Origin of the sequence: Sinorhizobium sp. B11 (assembly GCA_039725955.1) — a bacterium.
Taxonomy (GTDB): domain Bacteria; phylum Pseudomonadota; class Alphaproteobacteria; order Rhizobiales; family Rhizobiaceae; genus Rhizobium.
Genome location: CP091035.1, coordinates 236,208 through 252,343, shown reverse-complemented (window position 1 = coordinate 252,343; position 16,136 = coordinate 236,208). Strand labels below are relative to the sequence as shown.

The window sequence follows — 16,136 nt, the reverse complement described above, 5'->3', positions numbered from 1 at the left end:
CATTGACCACGAGTTTTCCGTTGAGGAAGCAGCCAACGAACCTCTGCCTCCCCGCCATATAAGACATCCGGGCTTCCGACCCATGCGGGACGCTGACGCCCTCCGACTGCCAGTCCATTTCCGCCTCAACTGACCGATCGGCCGCTGCTGCCTCAGTTTTCATCAAGTCTCTCACCATTCCCATTGAAGCAAGCATATCTCCTTGTGCAGCAAGCGGACGCATCTCGGCTGCAGGATCCGCGTGCCTATCTATGTCGCGACAGGCAATTTCCAAGATCTGGGGGTGGAGCTTTGGCCCTGCCGTGTTCGGGTCCGGCCGACCTTGTCCAGTCGGGCCTGCTGCCCCGGCCGCATTCCCTGCCCACTATCCCTTCCATGTGATGATTGTGAGCTGATTGGGGCGCCGGCCAACCTGCGTCATCTTTCCATATAACCAGCAAGCTCTTCGGGCGATCCTTCGGGAAAGGCGGCCTTCAGGTGCTCCAGAAATGCCGACACGCGTGCATTGAGGAGCCGCCGCGTCGGATAGAGTGCCCAGAGGCTGGTTCGATGTCCCTGCACCTCGCCCCACGTGACAAGGGTACCGGCCGCGATCTCGGAACTGACGAACGAGAGCGGCAGAGGCGCGGCGCCGACCCCTGCGCGAACAGCGTCGCGCACCATGAAGAATGAGGAAAGGCTTAGGATCGGCCTTGCTGCGATTTGCGACAGTCCATCCGGGGTAATGACGTCCCAAGTTTCGGCGCTAGCCATCGGTCCACGAACGATAGCGGGAACAGCATCGTCTGTGCTCGGGCGAGCAAGGGCCGGATTGGCGACGACGACGAGGCGATCGTGTAGGAAGACGCGCCCGACGAGGCTTTCGTCCGGCTTCGGATTGACACGGATGACTAGGTCGTAAGCCTCTTCGACCATGTCCACCGCCCTGTCTTCCGTCGTGACCTGGAGGTGAACGGCGGGATATTTCGCGATGAACCCGGCTGCGAGCTTTCCCATTGCGGTCTGCGAAAACAAAAGCGGCGCACTGATGCGCAAGTGCCCGCGCGGCGTCTGCGCGCCTGATGCGATCTCCTTCGCCGTTTCGTCGAGCTCAGTCAGCAGAGCGCCGGTGCGCGCAAAGAGTGTCCGTCCCTCCTCCGTCAGCGTCAGTAGGCGCGCGCCACGCTCAAACAAGCGCACACCAGCGCGTCCGACCCCTCCGTGCCGGGCAACCAGGTTGAAATCGGAGAGTGCGACAAGGTCCATGTGCGTTCCACCTGCGAGACGATCTGTCCAGAATTGGCGTCTATTGGTGCGAATGTGGATCGTTATGCTGATCTCTGTCAACGGAAACCAACTGGAGTCAAACCATGACCATACTTGTTACCGGTGCCACCGGTCGGGTCGGCCGCCGCGTCGTCGATCAACTCCTCGCCCGCAACGCCACCGTGCGCGTCCTCACCCGCGACCCCTTGAACGCCCGCTTACCGGCCAGCGTGGAGATCGCCCACGGAGACCTGCTTGATATCGACGCCATGCGCAGGTCCTTGAATGGCATTGACACGCTCTTCCTGCTGAATGCCGTCACCGGCGATGAATTCGCCCAGGCGATCATCTCGCTCAATATCGCCCGGCAAGCGGGTGTGCGTCGGATCGTCTATCTGTCGGTGTTCGACGCCGATCGCGCGGTCAACGTGCCGCATTTTGCGGTCAAGTGGGGTGCAGAGCGCATGCTCCATGATATGAACTTCAGCGCCACGATCCTGCGCCCGACCTATTTTATCGATAACGAGGTCATGATTAAGGATGTTATCCTCGACCACGGTATCTACCCGATGCCGATCGGCAGCAAGGGTATTGCCATGGTGGATACCCGCGATATCGGCGAGGTAGCGGCGATGGAACTGATCCGACGTGACCAAGGCCCCGAGACATTGCCGGTTGAAACGATCAACCTGGTGGGGCCTCACACGCTTACTGGCGCGAATGTGGCGTCGATCTGGTCCGACCTGCTTGGGCGCCAGATCGTCTATGCAGGCGATGACCCGGGTCCATTCGAGCAGAGACTTTCTGCCGGCATGCCGAGATGGACAGCCTACGAGATGCGCCTCATGGCCGAACGCTACGTCAGCGACGGCATGATACCAAAAGAGGGTGATGTCGAGCGACTGACGCGGATGCTGGGTCGTCCGTTACATTCCTACCGCGACTTCGCAGGTGAGATCATTGCCGCAGCCTGAGACGCTGCAGGCATGATGCTGGACCATACTCTCGGCGCTGGCGGCAGACGCCAGCGCTCCGCAGGGCTCGCAGCCCCATTTGCTGCCTTCGCTTGGGCAAGATCCTGATCCTGACTGAGATCCAGATCGCCCCAGATCGATGGTTTGTGCGTCAGCGACCTTGATTTCCTGCTCTGCCTGATTTCGACGATGAACGGTCTGGTCTTGCGCATCTATCCTCCGCGGGCAAACCTTCGGCAACGACAGCCGTGGTATCGGCCATGGGAACGGCGCCTGCGCGTAAATGTTCCATGGCGCAGCACGGAACGGTACGATCAATCGGTGGTGCCTGATCTGGCCGATTGATCTAGGCGGCCAGGCGAAGACTGACGTGCCGACCTTGACGCCGAGGCCTCAAATAGCCATTTCACCGCCGCCGGCCCAGAGGATAACCATGCGCGACTTTGTCAATGCCACATTCGGATCGTTGGAACTTGCGGTAATCGCCGAGGCACTGGAGGAGTGGCGGGTTAAAGCAGGGGTCAGTCGTCAAGCCCCTGAATTTGAGATCGCCGCCGCCGCTATCATGACGCTGTTCCGTCAGGGTCACAGAACGCTCCCCGCCTTGCGGGCCGCCATGAGCGTCCATAAATGGCTTTCCGAGGACATGCGATTTCTTTCCAGCTCGTATTGTCGAACTGATTCTGGTGACGCGAGGGGCTCTTTACCTGCCATATCCGCCAAATCCGCAGGGACATAGGTAAACCTGCTCTCCTCAACGATCTGCAGGAATGCGCCGAAGCGTATGCCAGCGTACAGAAAATCATCTGCAAAATCATAATGCTATAGAATCGGCAGCCGTCGGGGAAAGCACAGGGCTGGGCGGTCGCAGCATTCGCTTGCGCCCGTAGTCGAGGCCATGCACATTTCTGAGAACGCTTACAATGGCAATCGCCTTCTCGCGCGCTTGCCCGACCATGAAATTCAAAATATAGCGCCAGCGCTTCACCCGGTTGATCTGCCACGCGGCACCGTCATTGTCGGCGTCGATCGCGTCATCGATCACGTTTACTTCCTCTGTCGCGGCATCGGATCGGTCGTCGCGGTTTCAGCGGACGGGCTGAGAGGAGAAGCGGGCATGTTCGGTCGCGAAGGCTTCTCGCCGACATCAGCCGGCGTGGGTGGCACGATCAGCATTCACGAGGTCCTAATCCAGATCTCCGGATCCGGTTTTCGAATGTCGCTTGCAGCTATGCATTCCTTGATTAATCAAAACCCGGTCTTTGCCAATCTCCTGGCGCGATTCATTCAAAGTCTCGTCTCGCAGATCTCTTTTACAGCTTTTTGTAATGCCAATTACCAGGTCGGGGAACGTTTGGCCCGTTGGTTGCTAATGTGTCACGATCGCATGGATGGAGATGAAATCACGCTCACGCATGATTTCATCTCGCTCGTTCTGTCGGTTCGAAGGCCGAGCGTAACGAACGCGATCCATGTCCTGGAGGGCAGGAAGCTTATCCTTGCAGAGCGCGGTCGCATCACGATCCGGGATCGAAAGGGGCTGGAAGACTTTGCCGGCGGCGCTTATGGAAAGCCGGAGCAGGAATACCGACGGCTCATTGGCGAAATCTAGGCCCCAGCATCCACCGCGTCGGTCGCCCCCTGTGCTCTAGCCGGGAAGAAGGCGCGCTTGTCAGAAGACACCCTGCATCAGGCGACGGTACGCTTCCTCGGGCTTGCCGTAGGCATCCTTGGCGAATTCTTCCAGCCCGGATCTGTTTCGAATGGTGATCATGGCGCGATCGGCTCGAATAAGACCGTTACCCTCCAGCATGTGAAGGGATGTCGTCACGCTCGGGCGGCGAACCGCCAGCATGAGAGCGATAAACTCATGGGTAAGGGCTAGCTCGTGTCCGGAAACCCTATCGTGGCACATGAGCAACCAACGGGCGAGCCTTTGGTTGATATCGTGAATCGCGTTGGAAATGGCTGTATAAGCCACCTGGACGGAAAAAGCCTCGGTTGATCGAGCGAGCAGCCTGGCGAAGTTTCGGTTCTGCTCCATCCATTGGCAAAATCGGGCGGAATCGATTCGATAGCCCTCACCTTGAACTTGGACAGAAACATCATGCGCGCTTAACGCCACGCCAGCAGCAGCGCTCGTCGGCACGAAGCCGTTAAAGCCAAAGAGGCCAGCCTCTGCCCGATGTCCTTCCGGCGTTGTGACGACGACCGAAGCGATACCAGAGGCCGGGAAATAGACGTGATCGACAAAGCCGCCAGCGCTCGTCAGCTTCAGCCCGCGAGGCAGGTCGACGTGCTCGAATTCGGCCGTAAGCTGCGTATAATCTGGCTCCGGCAACAAGGCCAGAAGCTTGTTTCGCATCAGGGACTGCTTGGGAAGGCCCACGGTTTCTCCTTCGGCAGTATCGGCGCCGATCGCAGCATCATTGTGACTGGTTGATCGCGTGAGGAGCCGGTTGTCCTTGCTGCTTTTCCGGCGTGAACACGAAGAAGTAGAGGCCCGCGATCGCCAGGGCGGCGATAAACAGAACCACAATCAATGACAGCATGCCGTGTGAAGCGCGACGATCGGTGTTCCGACGAGTGGTGTTTTTCATGGCGCTCCAACCGCGCCCCACCGCGAAAGTTCCGGGCTTTGAGGCAAAAACCGCAAAACCCGCCTCCACCAGTCACCGGTACGAAACAGGACAGGGCGGGAACTATCGAGCCTCATGCGGATTAAGACGCTCGCAACACCACGAGGCGGAAACATGACACAATCAAAGCTGGAAATCTTGCCGGGCGAGCATACGCGTCTTGGCGCAAATTGCGACGACGAGGGCGTCAATTTCGCTGTGTTCAGCGCTCATGCGCAGCGTGTAGAACTCTGCATCTTTTCGGACGACGGAAAATCAGAGGTCGAACGCCTTGTTCTGCCGGAATTCACCAATGAGATCTGGCACGGTTACGTCCCCCGACTGAAACCAGGTAGCCTTTACGGTTTGCGTGTGCATGGGCCTTATGAGCCCCAGAACGGTCATCGCTTTAACGCCAACAAGCTGTTGATCGATCCCTATGCAAGGGAGTTGGTCGGGGACATCCGCTGGGGGCAAGCCCAGTTCGGCTACCAGATGGACAGCGACGACAAGGATCTTTCCTTTGACGAAAGCGACAGCGCCGCATTCATGCCGAAATGCAAGGTAGTGGATCCCTCCGCTTATGACTGGGGAAATGACACCGGGCCAGCTATCCCCTGGGCCAGGACGATCTTTTACGAGACACATGTCAAGGGATTTACGCAACTGCACCCGGCTGTGCCCGAAAAGCTTCGCGGCACGTTCGAAGGGCTTGGGCAGCGGGCAATCGTTGACTACGTAAAGAGCCTTGGCGTCACATCGATCGAACTGCTGCCGATCCACTGGTTTGCCGATGATGCCCATCTTCTCGACAGGGGTTTGAGAAACTACTGGGGCTATAATAGCCTCGGCTTCTTCGCGCCGGCCTCCCGTTATTTCGGCCCGCAAGGCATTGCCGGTTTTCGTGACATGATCCGCGCCTTCCATGACGCCGGCATCGAAGTCATCCTCGACGTCGTCTATAACCATACGGCCGAAGGCAACGAGTTGGGACCTACCCTGTGCTTCAAGGGCATCGACAACTTTTCCTATTACCGCACCATGCCGGACGAGCCGCGCTACTATATCAACGACACCGGAACCGGCAACACAGTCAACACCTCACATCCCCGCGTGCTGCAGATGGTCACGGATTCATTGCGCTATTGGGCGCAGGACATGCATGTCGACGGTTTTCGCTTTGATCTCGGCACCATCCTCGGTCGCGAGCCCGAAGGTTTCGACCAGCGCGGAGGGTTCTTCGACGCCGTCGGCCAGGACCCGGTCCTGGCGAAGGTCAAATTGATCGGCGAGCCCTGGGACATTGGCCCGGGCGGCTACCAGGTTGGAGGGTTCCCGCCGGGATGGGCGGAGTGGAACGACAAATATCGCGACACAGTTCGTGACTATTGGAAGGATCAGGATGGAACCACGCAGGACTTTGCCGCGCGCGTTCTCGGCTCCGGCGATGTCTACGACCTGCGCGGACGACGACCATGGGCAGGCGTCAATTTCATCACCGCCCATGACGGCTTCACGCTGAACGATCTCGTTTCCTATAACGACAAGCATAATGAGGCCAATCAGGAGGACAATCAGGACGGTCACAGCGACAATCGCAGCTTCAATTACGGCGTGGAAGGACCGACCGAGGACGAGGGTATCAACCTCGCCCGAGAGCGACAGAAACGCAACCTGCTCGCAACGCTCTTCCTGTCGCACGGAACGCCCATGCTGCTCGCCGGCGACGAATTCGGCCGCAGTCAGATGGGGAACAACAATGGTTACTGCCAGGACAGCGATCTCAGCTGGGTGCACTGGGACGGCCTGCCTGCAAGCGCCGAAGTGCTGCGCGAATTTACAAAAAAACTAATTGCATTGCGCCATGCACAGCCGATCCTGCGACGCGAGAACTGGCGCGATGGCATGGTCGTCTCCTGGCTCAATCCCGGTGGCGGGGAGCAGACCGACGAACAGTGGGCTGATGCCGGCAGCACAACGATCGGCCTCAGGCTGGAGCGACGCCAGACAGAACGAGACAGCGGACTGTGGGAGGACGTGTTGATCCTGTTCAACCCACATGATGGCGATGTTTCCTTCTTGCTTCCGCAAATAGACATCGGTTGGACTGTCGTGCTTGAGACGGCCGATCCGGACGGCTACGCCCGACCGGTCGGCGGATCGAACTACCTTCTGACCTCACGCAGCCTCGTGGTCCTGAAGGCAGGCAACGGTGGCGATCATGACTGAATACGACTTTGGCCCCCGTATCGCCGGGGAGGCCGTGCATTTTCGCCTTTGGGCGCCCCTCCAGACCGAGGTCTTTCTGGCGATCGAGGGCGGCGAAACAGTTCCGATGACACGCTTTGACGATGGCTGGCACCGCTGCCAGATCGAAGGCGCGGCGCCAGGAACTGCCTATTCTTTCATCCTACAGGACGGTCTGTCCGTTCCCGATCCGGCTTCGCGATACCAGCCGCGTGATGTACACGGCCCGAGCGAAGTCGTCGATCCTAACGGCTTCCAATGGAAAACCGGGAACTGGAGCGGTCGCAGCTTGGAGGACCTCGTCCTTTATGAGCTGCACGTCGGCGCATTTACCCCCGAAGGAACCTTCGCCGCTGCCATCGATCGCCTCGACCATCTAAAATCGCTCGGCGTGACCGGTATACAGATCATGCCGATTGCCGATTTTCCCGGTCGTCGCGGTTGGGGCTACGATGGGGTGTTGCCTTACGCGCCGGACAGCAGCTACGGCCGTCCTGAAGAGTTGAAACGGCTCGTCGACGAAGCCCATGCGCGCGACATCTGTGTTTTCCTGGACGTGGTCTATAATCATTTCGGCCCGGATGGAAATTACCTGCCGCTCATGGTGCCGCTTTTTACGGAGCATCATAAGACGCCCTGGGGCAACGCCGTCAATTATGACGGGGAAGGTTCCCGGCTGATCCGGGAGTTCGTCGTTCAAAACGCCATCTACTGGATCAGCGAGTTCAGGTTCGACGGTCTTCGCCTCGATGCGGTTCACGCGATCAAGGATGGCTCCAAGGAGCACCTCCTCCACGAGTTGGCGAGGCGCGTGCGCTCGGCAGCCGGTGAACGAAAGATCCACCTTTTCGTCGAGAATGAAGACAATGATGCTTCGCTTCTCGAGCGTGACGACGAGGGCCGGCCACGGTTCTATTCGGCGCAGTGGAACGACGATGTCCATCATGTCCTGCACGTTGCCGCAACCGGAGAAACTTTCGGCTACTATGCCGATTATGCGGATGAAATGGAAAAGATCGGGCGAGGATTGGCGGAAGGTTTCGTGTTCCAGGGGGAGCACATGCCCTATCGTGGAGACGAACGGGGAACGATCAGCAAACATCTGCCGCCCTCGGCATTCATCTCATTCATTCAGAACCATGACCAGATTGGCAACCGGGCCCTCGGCGACCGCATGGTCGCCAGCCGGCCCGTCGCCGCGCTTCAGGCTATTGCTTGCGTCTACCTTTTGTGTCCGCAAGTGCCGATGATCTTCATGGGGGAAGAATGGGGTGCTGAAGAGCCCTTCCCCTATTTCTGTGACTTCAACGACGATCTCAACGAGAAGGTCAGGGCGGGCCGCCGCCAGGAACTCTCTCGCCTGCCTGGTTTCGACGCCGACGACTTGCCGGACCCGACAGCGGAAGCGACCTTCACCTCGGCGAAACTCGACTGGACGAAACGCGAAACGGACAGAGGCAGACAGTGGCTGGATTTTTATCGTGGCCTGATTGCGTTGCGCCGGAAGCACATCGCACCGACGGCGACAGGGGCAACCGTTAGCGCGCGATATCACGCGTCAAACGGGGGCGGCCTGAAGGTCGAGTGGCAACTCTTTGATGGGCGAAAGCTGCAGCTTCGTGCCAACCTCAGCGAACAGGCTGACAAGACAGATGAAGCGGCAGACGACGAGCAGATTTTCTTCCAGTTCGGCTCGTTCGTATCGGGTCGGATGGCTCCATGGTCGGTCGTCTGGTCCCTGGTCAGGAATGAGCGATGGCAGCCTGGATAGCGCTTGCCTCGCCGCAGCCTGTCTTTGCTTGGACGACAGTCAAAAGATCCGCCGGGGATCAGGCAAGGCCCGTTAAACGCGCCATGTCGGATCCCTCGAGTGCCGGCGTCTTCACCATCGCGTCGATCCCGGCGGATTCAACGGGCCTCGACAGGAAGTATCCCTGGATCTCGTCGCAGCCAAGCTCGGCCAGTCGTCTGCTCTGGCACGCCGTCTCTATTCCCTCGGCCGTGGTCTTCAGGCCTCGGGCATGGGCCAGGTCGACGATCGCATGGACGATTGCTTCGTTGCTGCCGGCATCACCCATCTGATCGATAAAGCACTTGTCAATTTTGATCCGGTCGACGTCGGGCGCTTGAAGCCGGCCGAACGAGGAGAAGCCGGTGCCGAAGTCATCGAGCGCGAAGCGCACGCCGAGCCGCCTCAAGGCCTCGATATTGCGACGGCATGTTCCGTCATCGTCGATCACGGCGCTCTCGGTAATCTCAATTTCAAGCCTGCGGGGATCGAAGGCGTGCCTGTTGAGCGCAGCGGTGACACGCAGCGCATAATTGTCATGGCGAAGCTCGATTGGGGATGCATTGACGGCTAGACCGAGGTCCGGCCAGCGCTTGGCCGCATGGAGCGCCGTTTGAAGCACGAGGTCGCCCAGCCGGTCGATAAGGCCCGCCTCTTCAGCAATCGGAATGAAGACGTCCGGGAAAATCATCCCCTTGGTGGGATGTCGCCAGCGGGCAAGAGCTTCCACCGAGATCATCCTGTTGTTGCCGGCCAGGTAGACGGGTTGGTAATGGACCTCGATCTGGTGGCCCTCTGAAAGGGCCGTGCGCAGGTCTTGCTCCAAGGCGCGTCTAGCGCTGATAAGGCCCTCCATGTGCTGCCCAAAGATCGCGTAGCGGTTTCGTCCTGCCGCCTTGGCGTGATAGAGTGCGATGTCGGCTTGGCGAACGATCGCCTGTGCATCGCTGGCCGCGGCCTCTGCGAAGGCAATACCGATCGTAAGCCCGATCAGGATCGGCTGCCCATCTATTTCGAAGGGCTGGCGGATCGTGCCGATCAGCTTCTCCGCAAGCGCCTCGACGGCGTCTCGTTGTTCGGCCGGCGCCACGGCCGTGAATTCGTCGCCCCCGATGCGCGCCAAGAAGACATCAACCCCTGCAACCGCGCTCAGGCGCTTCGCCACCTCTGCGATAAGCTTGTCGCCGGTCGGGTGTCCGAGCGTGTCGTTGACCTGTTTGAACCGGTCGAGATCGAGGAACAGCACTGCAGCCTGCCCCGCCGCCAGGCGCCGTGGTACTTCCGCGGTAAACGAGGCCCGGTTTGGCAAACCTGTCAGGCTATCAAAATGGGCAAGATGAAATAGCCTGCTCTGGCTGTCCATGAGCCGCGCGGAACGTCTCTGCAGCACCAGCGCAAAGCCTGACACCACGGCAAGCAAGAGCAGGGCACCTGCGACAAAGACCGGCTCCGTTTTCCTGAGCGCGCGCGTTCCCGGCCGGAACGGCGTCCAGCTGAAAAAGCCGAGAGGATCGCCGGCGGTCGATTTGATGGGATAATAGAGCCGTTCGGCGTGACTACCCTTGGCGCGCTCATAACGCATATCCGCAAAGAGATATTCTGCGCCCATCGTCTGAGCGAAGTCACCATCGAGATAGCGCAGCGCTACATGGATTGCTTCGGTGCCTTTGACCTGTGCCAGATCTCCGGTGTCGGATATGACAGGTTTTGCGCTCAGGATGGCCGGCCTTCCGGAGATCGCGACGATTTCAGACTCTCCGATACTCAACGTCTGTTCTGTCTTGCCCTGCTCATCTCCCCGAGCCAATCTCTGCCGGAGCTTGCCGGCCAATGGGACGACATAGGTGTCGACCTTCGAAAAAGCCTCGGCTGCGGGTGCGTCGGAAGATAGGAAAAGATCGGCGATCCGCTCGCATCGAGGACGAAAGCACCATCATGGCCGAAATAGGTCTGCATCCACCGACCAAGGTTGGAATCGATCTATTCCTGGTCGCGCGCGGCAACCTTGCGCACGGCGTCGTCCCAGACGGTGGCGCTTTCCTGGTCGTGAGCGATCGCCGCTTGCTGTTTTCCGACAGTCACGTCGACCAGCCGCTCCTGGCGGGCAATCGACATCTGATCAGATTGTCTGGTGGCCCACAGCATCGTGGCGTAGATTCCGCTGAGGATCGCGCCCGCAAACAGGCTCGGCAGGACGATCCGCATCGGCAGACGGGTCTTAATGAATTGCATTGCTGTCGCTCGCATACCAGTGACGAGAGCAGTAACCGCGACCGGTTAATAATATGGGACAATGCTAATGTACGGAAGCGTACGTAAGGACCGATAAGCCGCGGGGCGTTGCAAGAGGACAACTGACGCGAGCTCGGCCTTGCCCGTCGAGTGGTCGGCGATTTTCCTTGCCGGCGCAACCTTTTGATTGACCGATAGTTACGTTGGCATGAGCAATACCGAGGCAAAGACCAGCCGGAGCATGATCAAGTTCGTGCTCACCATCTTCATCATCGCGATCCTTGTCGCACTCACCTATCTCCTGTTTTACACGCCCGGGGAACCGACCCCTGTCGCGCAGAGCGTGAATGAAGTTGCCCGCTGATCCTCACGAGCCAGCGGGGTGCATTCTTCTCAAATCGGTCCGGAACGCCTGAGGGCGCCGGTCAAGGCTGCCTAGGTCGTGCGAAGACAGGATCGGCGGCCTCATGGAAAATGACGTTCCCGCATGCCTCATTTCCGAACCGGGTATCTCGGCAAATCCATTGCACGTTGCACTATTGTCTGGTCGACCCGCGGTCGCAGCACTGGAAGCCGCCACTTTTTCGATGCCACGAGCGTAGCCTAGATCATTCCGGAGGGCTTCGTTCGGTTATGGTCGCAGCCGCCCGGTCAATGCTTCCGCCTTTACCGCGCCAGCCTGCAAAGCGCCGTGCAATCAATCGCCTAAGATCTGGAACCTTTTGCTTTTCTTGAAGTTTGTGTTGGGCAAACGAGGAGACAATCATGCACAAGATCGCGCTAGTTTCGCTTGGCCTGCTGCTTTCGCCAATCGCCGCTTTCGCCCAGAGCGAAACCCCGGCGACGTCGCAGACCACACCGGCCGTCAACACTGAACACAATCCTGGCGCCCCGGTCGCTGGCAAGAATAGTTTCACCGAAGACCAGGCCAAGTCCAGGATTGAAGCGGCTGGCTATACCGATGTTTCAGGCCTCAAGCTCGATGACCAGGGCGTATGGCGCGCAAGTGCCAAAAAAGACGGCAAGGAGTCCGGCGTCTCTCTGGACTTCCAGGGCAACGTGACAATGGCCAAGTGACACTCAAGAACCAGATCGAGGATAGGAACATGCAGACGATTACGGGACTCTATGACAGCTACGACGATGCCCGGGCCGCCGTTCGGGCGCTGGAAGATGCAGGCATATCTTCGGACGATATCAGCATTGTGACGAATAAGGCCAATGGTGCCGAGGTGGAGGGACAGGGAAGCTATGCTGCCGAAGGCGCGGGCACAGGCGCAGGCGTCGGTGCGGTGGCCGGTGGCGCGGGTGGTCTACTTACGGGTCTGGGCCTGATGGCGATACCGGGGGTTGGACCAGTGGTGGCTGCGGGCTGGCTGGTGGCCACCGCCGCTGGTGCAGCTGCAGGCGCAATTGCCGGCGGCGCGGTCGGCGGGATGGTCGGAGCAATGATCAAAGAGGGTGTTCCCGAAGAAGAAGCAAACTTCTACGCTGAAGGCGTCCGCCGCGGCGGCTCGGTCGTTACCGCAAGAGTGGACGAAACTCGGCTTTCTGAAGCCAGGACGATCCTTCATCAGTCTCGGCCCGTCGACTATAACGCACGCCGAGCCAGCTATCAGGCGCAGGGCTGGAGCCGCTTTGACGAGACCGCGCAGCCCTACACGCGCGAGCAGATCGATGCGGAGCGTCAGCGATACGGCACGAACCGCCTATAAGCGATAGCGCATTTCCCAGATCTGGCGGCTGTCGCGCGGCCGCCAGTCATTTCGGGCGAGATCACGGTGCCAAAGCGTGCATGGATCACGGGAAACGCCTTTGCCTGTGTTCAAGCCACGTGCCGACGCTTCTTTTCTGGCCCGGCGACTACGCTTCATGAACGACACAAATCCTCCTCCCTTCCGCCTGTCACTCGCATACCGAGTGCTCGATCGTTTGCGGCCGGTATGACGTCGCCGATGCCGGCTTCGTCTCAAGCACGATCTCAGGATTGCCGGTTCTATATGACAGCGTTCCATATCTCGATAGGCGCGCCTCTTCTCAAGAACCGTAGGACCATCAGCCGGCTGAACGTCAATGAGTGCTTCAGACGGAAGAACGGCGCCTCGCGTGTTTTCGGCAGGGCCGAAGATGACATGTCGGAGGCTAGCCGGCCTGTCCTCAAGATCATTGCCGGCCTTCGACAAACATGATCAGCATCCTGCCTCTCTCGACATTCAGCTTCTTCGGGGACCGGTCTTGTCTATGCCTATTCGATCGCGGAGCGCTCCGCAAACGCTCTCGCCAGGCTTTGGCGGACAGCGCTGTCGGCGAAGGGCTTTACGATGACGTCGAGCGACCCTTCGCGGCCAGAGCCGACGGCCCCTGGCGCGCCAGTGACGAAGATCACCTTGATCTGAAAACGGTCGATCAGTCGGCGCGCCAATGCAGCACCGCTTGGTCCGTCCGAAAGACTAAGGTCGACAAGTGCGGCATCCGTCCGCGGAGCATGGGCAAGAGCCTGCTCCAGCGTCGTAACGACCCCAATGACCTGATGCCCCTCCTCCAGCACGATCCGCTCAAGGTCCGCCGCAATGATCGGCTCGTCTTCGACGATAAGAACGCGCATTCATTCCTCCCTGACTTCACGCTGCCCGTCCCGTCATTTCCCTGTCACGGCATCCTTAACGATAGACGTCCGCAAGCGGGGCTCGGCAGCCGGCGAGCGACCGAATCCATAACCTGCACAGACATTGACTGTTCCCATTCCTCAAAGCGTTCAAAGAGATATTTTGCGGGCCGGATGAGGATCGGCATGTCGCAAAACGTTAGGTGCCGGCTTGAAAACTGCTTTGGTGCGCGCCAGAGCTGTCGCGGCGCCCCGCTTGCTGTATGTCAGGGGCCTGGATCGAATTATGCCGGCCGTCGCGGCTCGCACACTCATCGCACCCACCGGCCCGGCAGGAACTTCTTACGCTTTTCCTGATTAGGCGCTTATCGGCCTTGTGGCTGCGATGTAAAGGACAGAAGGTGAGATTGCGGTACGAGTTGGAAAATTCGAGCACTAAAGCGAGACGAGGTTAAAAGCCAATGGGCGCCGAAATCAATCGCCTTCTGGACGGCAAGCGCGTCCTGATTGTCGAGGATGATTACTTCATTGCCGACGAGACGCGACGCGCTTTGGAAAGCGCCGGGGCAATCGTCATCGGCCCGGCCTCGTCAGTTGAAAGCGCCCTCGCCCTGATCGATACCACTACGCCTGATGGCGCCATCCTCGACATCAGACTGGACGGAGAGCTGGTGTTCCCGATCGCCGAGCGGCTCCAGGAGACCTGGATTCCGTTCGTCTTCGCAACTGCCCATCTGGGAATCAACATCCCGGAGCGGTACGGCGGTTATTACCTCTCCGCCAAACCAAGCGCACTGGATCAGATTGCGATTGCGCTGTTCAAACCTCGCTCTGGCGATCATTGAGCGGGGCGTTGTTTTAGCTTCTATGCCGGATACGTTTAATATGTCCGGTCTTGATGGCGTTTGGCGACGAGGTTCCTCATCATCCTGCTGTCGATATGCGTGCGTGCCGTCAGGCGAATTGACGAGCGGCCCCTCTGAGATTGGCAGCACCAACCCTGAGCGTGCGGCGGGGAACTGATCGCTCAGCACAGTCGTGTAAGGCTCGCGCTGCTATCTGGGCAAATCCGGGCAGGGATTGTCCTGGCTCCATTTGGATTAGTGGGAACAAGTCGTCCTGGCCGAGGTTGCGTCCACGTGAGACGATGGGTCCCCCACTTCCCGACCTCCGGTCCGATACGGCGTCGCCTCCACCTAGATGCCCTCTGGCATTGCTCCCGGCCAGGGGGCATCGCAAGTCGCAGATGACTGAAGTGCGGCTGCAGATAAGCGCTGGGGGTTTAAATCGTGCCGAACCGGGTTGCCCTTGTGATCCCTTCATCGTTCACTCGTATGACTGTCAATGACGGTTTGTGGCTCTTCCGACTGACCTTGATCTTCGTTCAGGGTATTTGCGCCCCGGCCGAGGCTCCTTTTGGACGGTGCCTCGCCAGCAGTCGTATAGCTTGTCACTCGGGCCCGGCCGAGACGTGCGTTGGTATGGATCCTCCTTGCACTCAAGCATCGGAGACCAGAGCCGTCCGGCTCTATTATCAGCGATGAAGGGCGTGGGGTGACGGCTGGAGGCGCCTCTGATCGAACCGGCAGCGCTCATGACATCGAAACGAGGATCTGAAGGCTTGGGCGTGGCCGCTGGCCTTGAGAGAAGGCAAATCAGCTGGAGGAGCAAGCTGCTCCTCCAGCTGGATCACGTTAATTGTTGTGGGCCGAGCAGGCCTCGTCCATCGGCGTTGCGTTGCTGCTGCCGCCCTGCGTCTGCAGGTTGCCGGTGCCAGTGCTGCTGGCGGCTTCGTTGCCGTTGCAGTTTGCCTTGGCTGAACCATTGGAGGTAGTGCTGCCGGTCGTGGTATTATCGGTAGACATGGGCTTTTTGACGTCGCTAGACGCGCCGCCGCCGGCATCGTTCGTGTTGCGGTCGATGGTGGCTCCTGTCGGCGCCGGATTGGACTGGGCCAGGGCCGGACCAGCAAGGCCGAGAGCGAAGAGAGACGCGATAATGATTTTCGTGCGCATGTGATTCTCCAGGGGTTTTGCGTTGGTTGCAAGGTGTCAACCTCGATTTGGGCTCATTGTTCCGCCTTAAGACCAAAACGAATGCGGGGTCGCCAATCGCACGGTTTAGTCAGACGCAGGCGACGCCCTTGGAACCAAGTCCAGCTCTGTCGTTGCGTTTTCTGAACGAGGACGGGTTCTGATGTTATCCAGGATCAATCAGTTGCTCCTAGCAACCGCGTTGATGACAATGCTTGGACCCATGCATCAGGCCCGGGCGTTCAGCATTGGGACTGCGCCACAAACCGATCTGACGACCGCGGCTCCTGCGTCCGGGTTCTCGGGACATGAAGAAGGTTGCGCCACGTGGAGTTGTCACTGTCGCCGGAGGAGACCGCATACATTCGCCGGTATGCTTCCCGATATCCCTCC

Annotated in this window: 17 protein-coding genes; 9 read left to right on the top strand and 8 right to left on the bottom strand. The window is 59.3% G+C overall.

Annotated elements, in window-relative coordinates:
- Positions 1-417: 417 nt before the first annotated feature.
- Positions 418-1,245, bottom strand: coding sequence for a LysR substrate-binding domain-containing protein (locus tag LVY75_34300; GenBank protein ID XAZ26341.1), 828 nt, complete (start codon positions 1,243-1,245; stop codon positions 418-420).
- Between the two features lie 104 nt (positions 1,246-1,349).
- On the opposite strand from LVY75_34300, the gene LVY75_34295 reads away from it, so the two are divergent.
- Together LVY75_34295 and LVY75_34290 are read left to right on the top strand one after the other, a co-directional pair.
- Complete coding sequence (locus tag LVY75_34295; protein ID XAZ26340.1) at positions 1,350-2,219, top strand: NmrA family NAD(P)-binding protein; 870 nt, start codon at positions 1,350-1,352, stop codon at positions 2,217-2,219.
- Between the two features lie 433 nt (positions 2,220-2,652).
- A complete protein-coding gene (locus LVY75_34290; GenBank protein ID XAZ26339.1) occupies positions 2,653-2,958 on the top strand; it encodes a hypothetical protein in 306 nt (101 codons plus the stop codon).
- Between the two features lie 75 nt (positions 2,959-3,033).
- On the opposite strand, the gene LVY75_34285 is transcribed toward LVY75_34290, so the two are convergent.
- Complete coding sequence (locus LVY75_34285; protein ID XAZ26403.1) at positions 3,034-3,264, bottom strand: hypothetical protein; 231 nt, start codon at positions 3,262-3,264, stop codon at positions 3,034-3,036.
- On the opposite strand from LVY75_34285, the gene LVY75_34280 reads away from it, so the two are divergent.
- Positions 3,166-3,831 carry a Crp/Fnr family transcriptional regulator gene (locus tag LVY75_34280; GenBank protein XAZ26376.1) on the top strand — a complete coding sequence of 222 codons (666 nt, stop codon included), beginning with the start codon at positions 3,166-3,168 and terminating at the stop codon, positions 3,829-3,831. The genes LVY75_34285 and LVY75_34280 overlap by 99 nt on opposite strands.
- Positions 3,832-3,891: 60 nt before the next feature.
- On the opposite strand, the gene LVY75_34275 is transcribed toward LVY75_34280, so the two are convergent.
- On the bottom strand, positions 3,892-4,608 hold the full coding sequence (locus tag LVY75_34275; protein ID XAZ26338.1) for a Crp/Fnr family transcriptional regulator: 717 nt from the start codon (positions 4,606-4,608) through the stop codon (positions 3,892-3,894).
- A 37-nt stretch (positions 4,609-4,645) separates the two neighbouring features.
- Entirely contained in the window at positions 4,646-4,819 is a 174-nt protein-coding gene (locus tag LVY75_34270) for a hypothetical protein (GenBank protein XAZ26337.1), read from the bottom strand.
- A 153-nt stretch (positions 4,820-4,972) separates the two neighbouring features.
- On the opposite strand from LVY75_34270, the gene glgX reads away from it, so the two are divergent.
- A complete protein-coding gene (glgX, locus tag LVY75_34265) occupies positions 4,973-7,066 on the top strand; it encodes a glycogen debranching protein GlgX (protein XAZ26336.1) in 2,094 nt (697 codons plus the stop codon).
- On the top strand, positions 7,059-8,855 hold the full coding sequence (treZ, locus tag LVY75_34260; protein ID XAZ26335.1) for a malto-oligosyltrehalose trehalohydrolase: 1,797 nt from the start codon (positions 7,059-7,061) through the stop codon (positions 8,853-8,855). The genes glgX and treZ overlap by 8 nt, the downstream gene beginning before the upstream one ends.
- A gap of 58 nt (positions 8,856-8,913) precedes the next feature.
- Here the strand turns inward: treZ and LVY75_34255 are convergent, their stop codons facing one another.
- A complete protein-coding gene (locus LVY75_34255) occupies positions 8,914-10,641 on the bottom strand; it encodes an EAL domain-containing protein (GenBank protein ID XAZ26334.1) in 1,728 nt (575 codons plus the stop codon).
- Between the two features lie 212 nt (positions 10,642-10,853).
- A complete protein-coding gene (locus LVY75_34250; protein ID XAZ26333.1) occupies positions 10,854-11,105 on the bottom strand; it encodes a hypothetical protein in 252 nt (83 codons plus the stop codon).
- A 208-nt stretch (positions 11,106-11,313) separates the two neighbouring features.
- Here LVY75_34250 and LVY75_34245 point away from each other — a divergent pair, with 208 nt between their 5' ends.
- The 3 genes from LVY75_34245 to LVY75_34235 all read left to right on the top strand — a co-directional run bounded on the left by LVY75_34245 (position 11,314) and on the right by LVY75_34235 (position 12,820).
- Positions 11,314-11,469 (top strand): hypothetical protein, encoded by a 156-nt coding sequence (locus tag LVY75_34245; protein ID XAZ26332.1) that lies wholly within the window; start codon positions 11,314-11,316, stop codon positions 11,467-11,469.
- A gap of 401 nt (positions 11,470-11,870) precedes the next feature.
- Positions 11,871-12,182, top strand: a complete 312-nt coding sequence (locus tag LVY75_34240; protein XAZ26331.1) for a PepSY domain-containing protein — start codon at positions 11,871-11,873, stop codon at positions 12,180-12,182.
- Positions 12,183-12,211: 29 nt separating this feature from the next.
- A complete protein-coding gene (locus tag LVY75_34235; GenBank protein XAZ26330.1) occupies positions 12,212-12,820 on the top strand; it encodes a hypothetical protein in 609 nt (202 codons plus the stop codon).
- Between the two features lie 530 nt (positions 12,821-13,350).
- Here the strand turns inward: LVY75_34235 and LVY75_34230 are convergent.
- A complete protein-coding gene (locus tag LVY75_34230; GenBank protein ID XAZ26329.1) occupies positions 13,351-13,710 on the bottom strand; it encodes a response regulator in 360 nt (119 codons plus the stop codon).
- A 461-nt stretch (positions 13,711-14,171) separates the two neighbouring features.
- Here LVY75_34230 and LVY75_34225 point away from each other — a divergent pair, with 461 nt between their 5' ends.
- Positions 14,172-14,555, top strand: coding sequence for a response regulator (locus LVY75_34225; GenBank protein XAZ26328.1), 384 nt, complete (start codon positions 14,172-14,174; stop codon positions 14,553-14,555).
- An 849-nt stretch (positions 14,556-15,404) separates the two neighbouring features.
- Here LVY75_34225 and LVY75_34220 read toward each other — a convergent pair.
- On the bottom strand, positions 15,405-15,725 hold the full coding sequence (locus tag LVY75_34220) for a hypothetical protein (GenBank protein ID XAZ26327.1): 321 nt from the start codon (positions 15,723-15,725) through the stop codon (positions 15,405-15,407).
- Between the last annotated feature and the right edge of the window lie 411 nt (positions 15,726-16,136).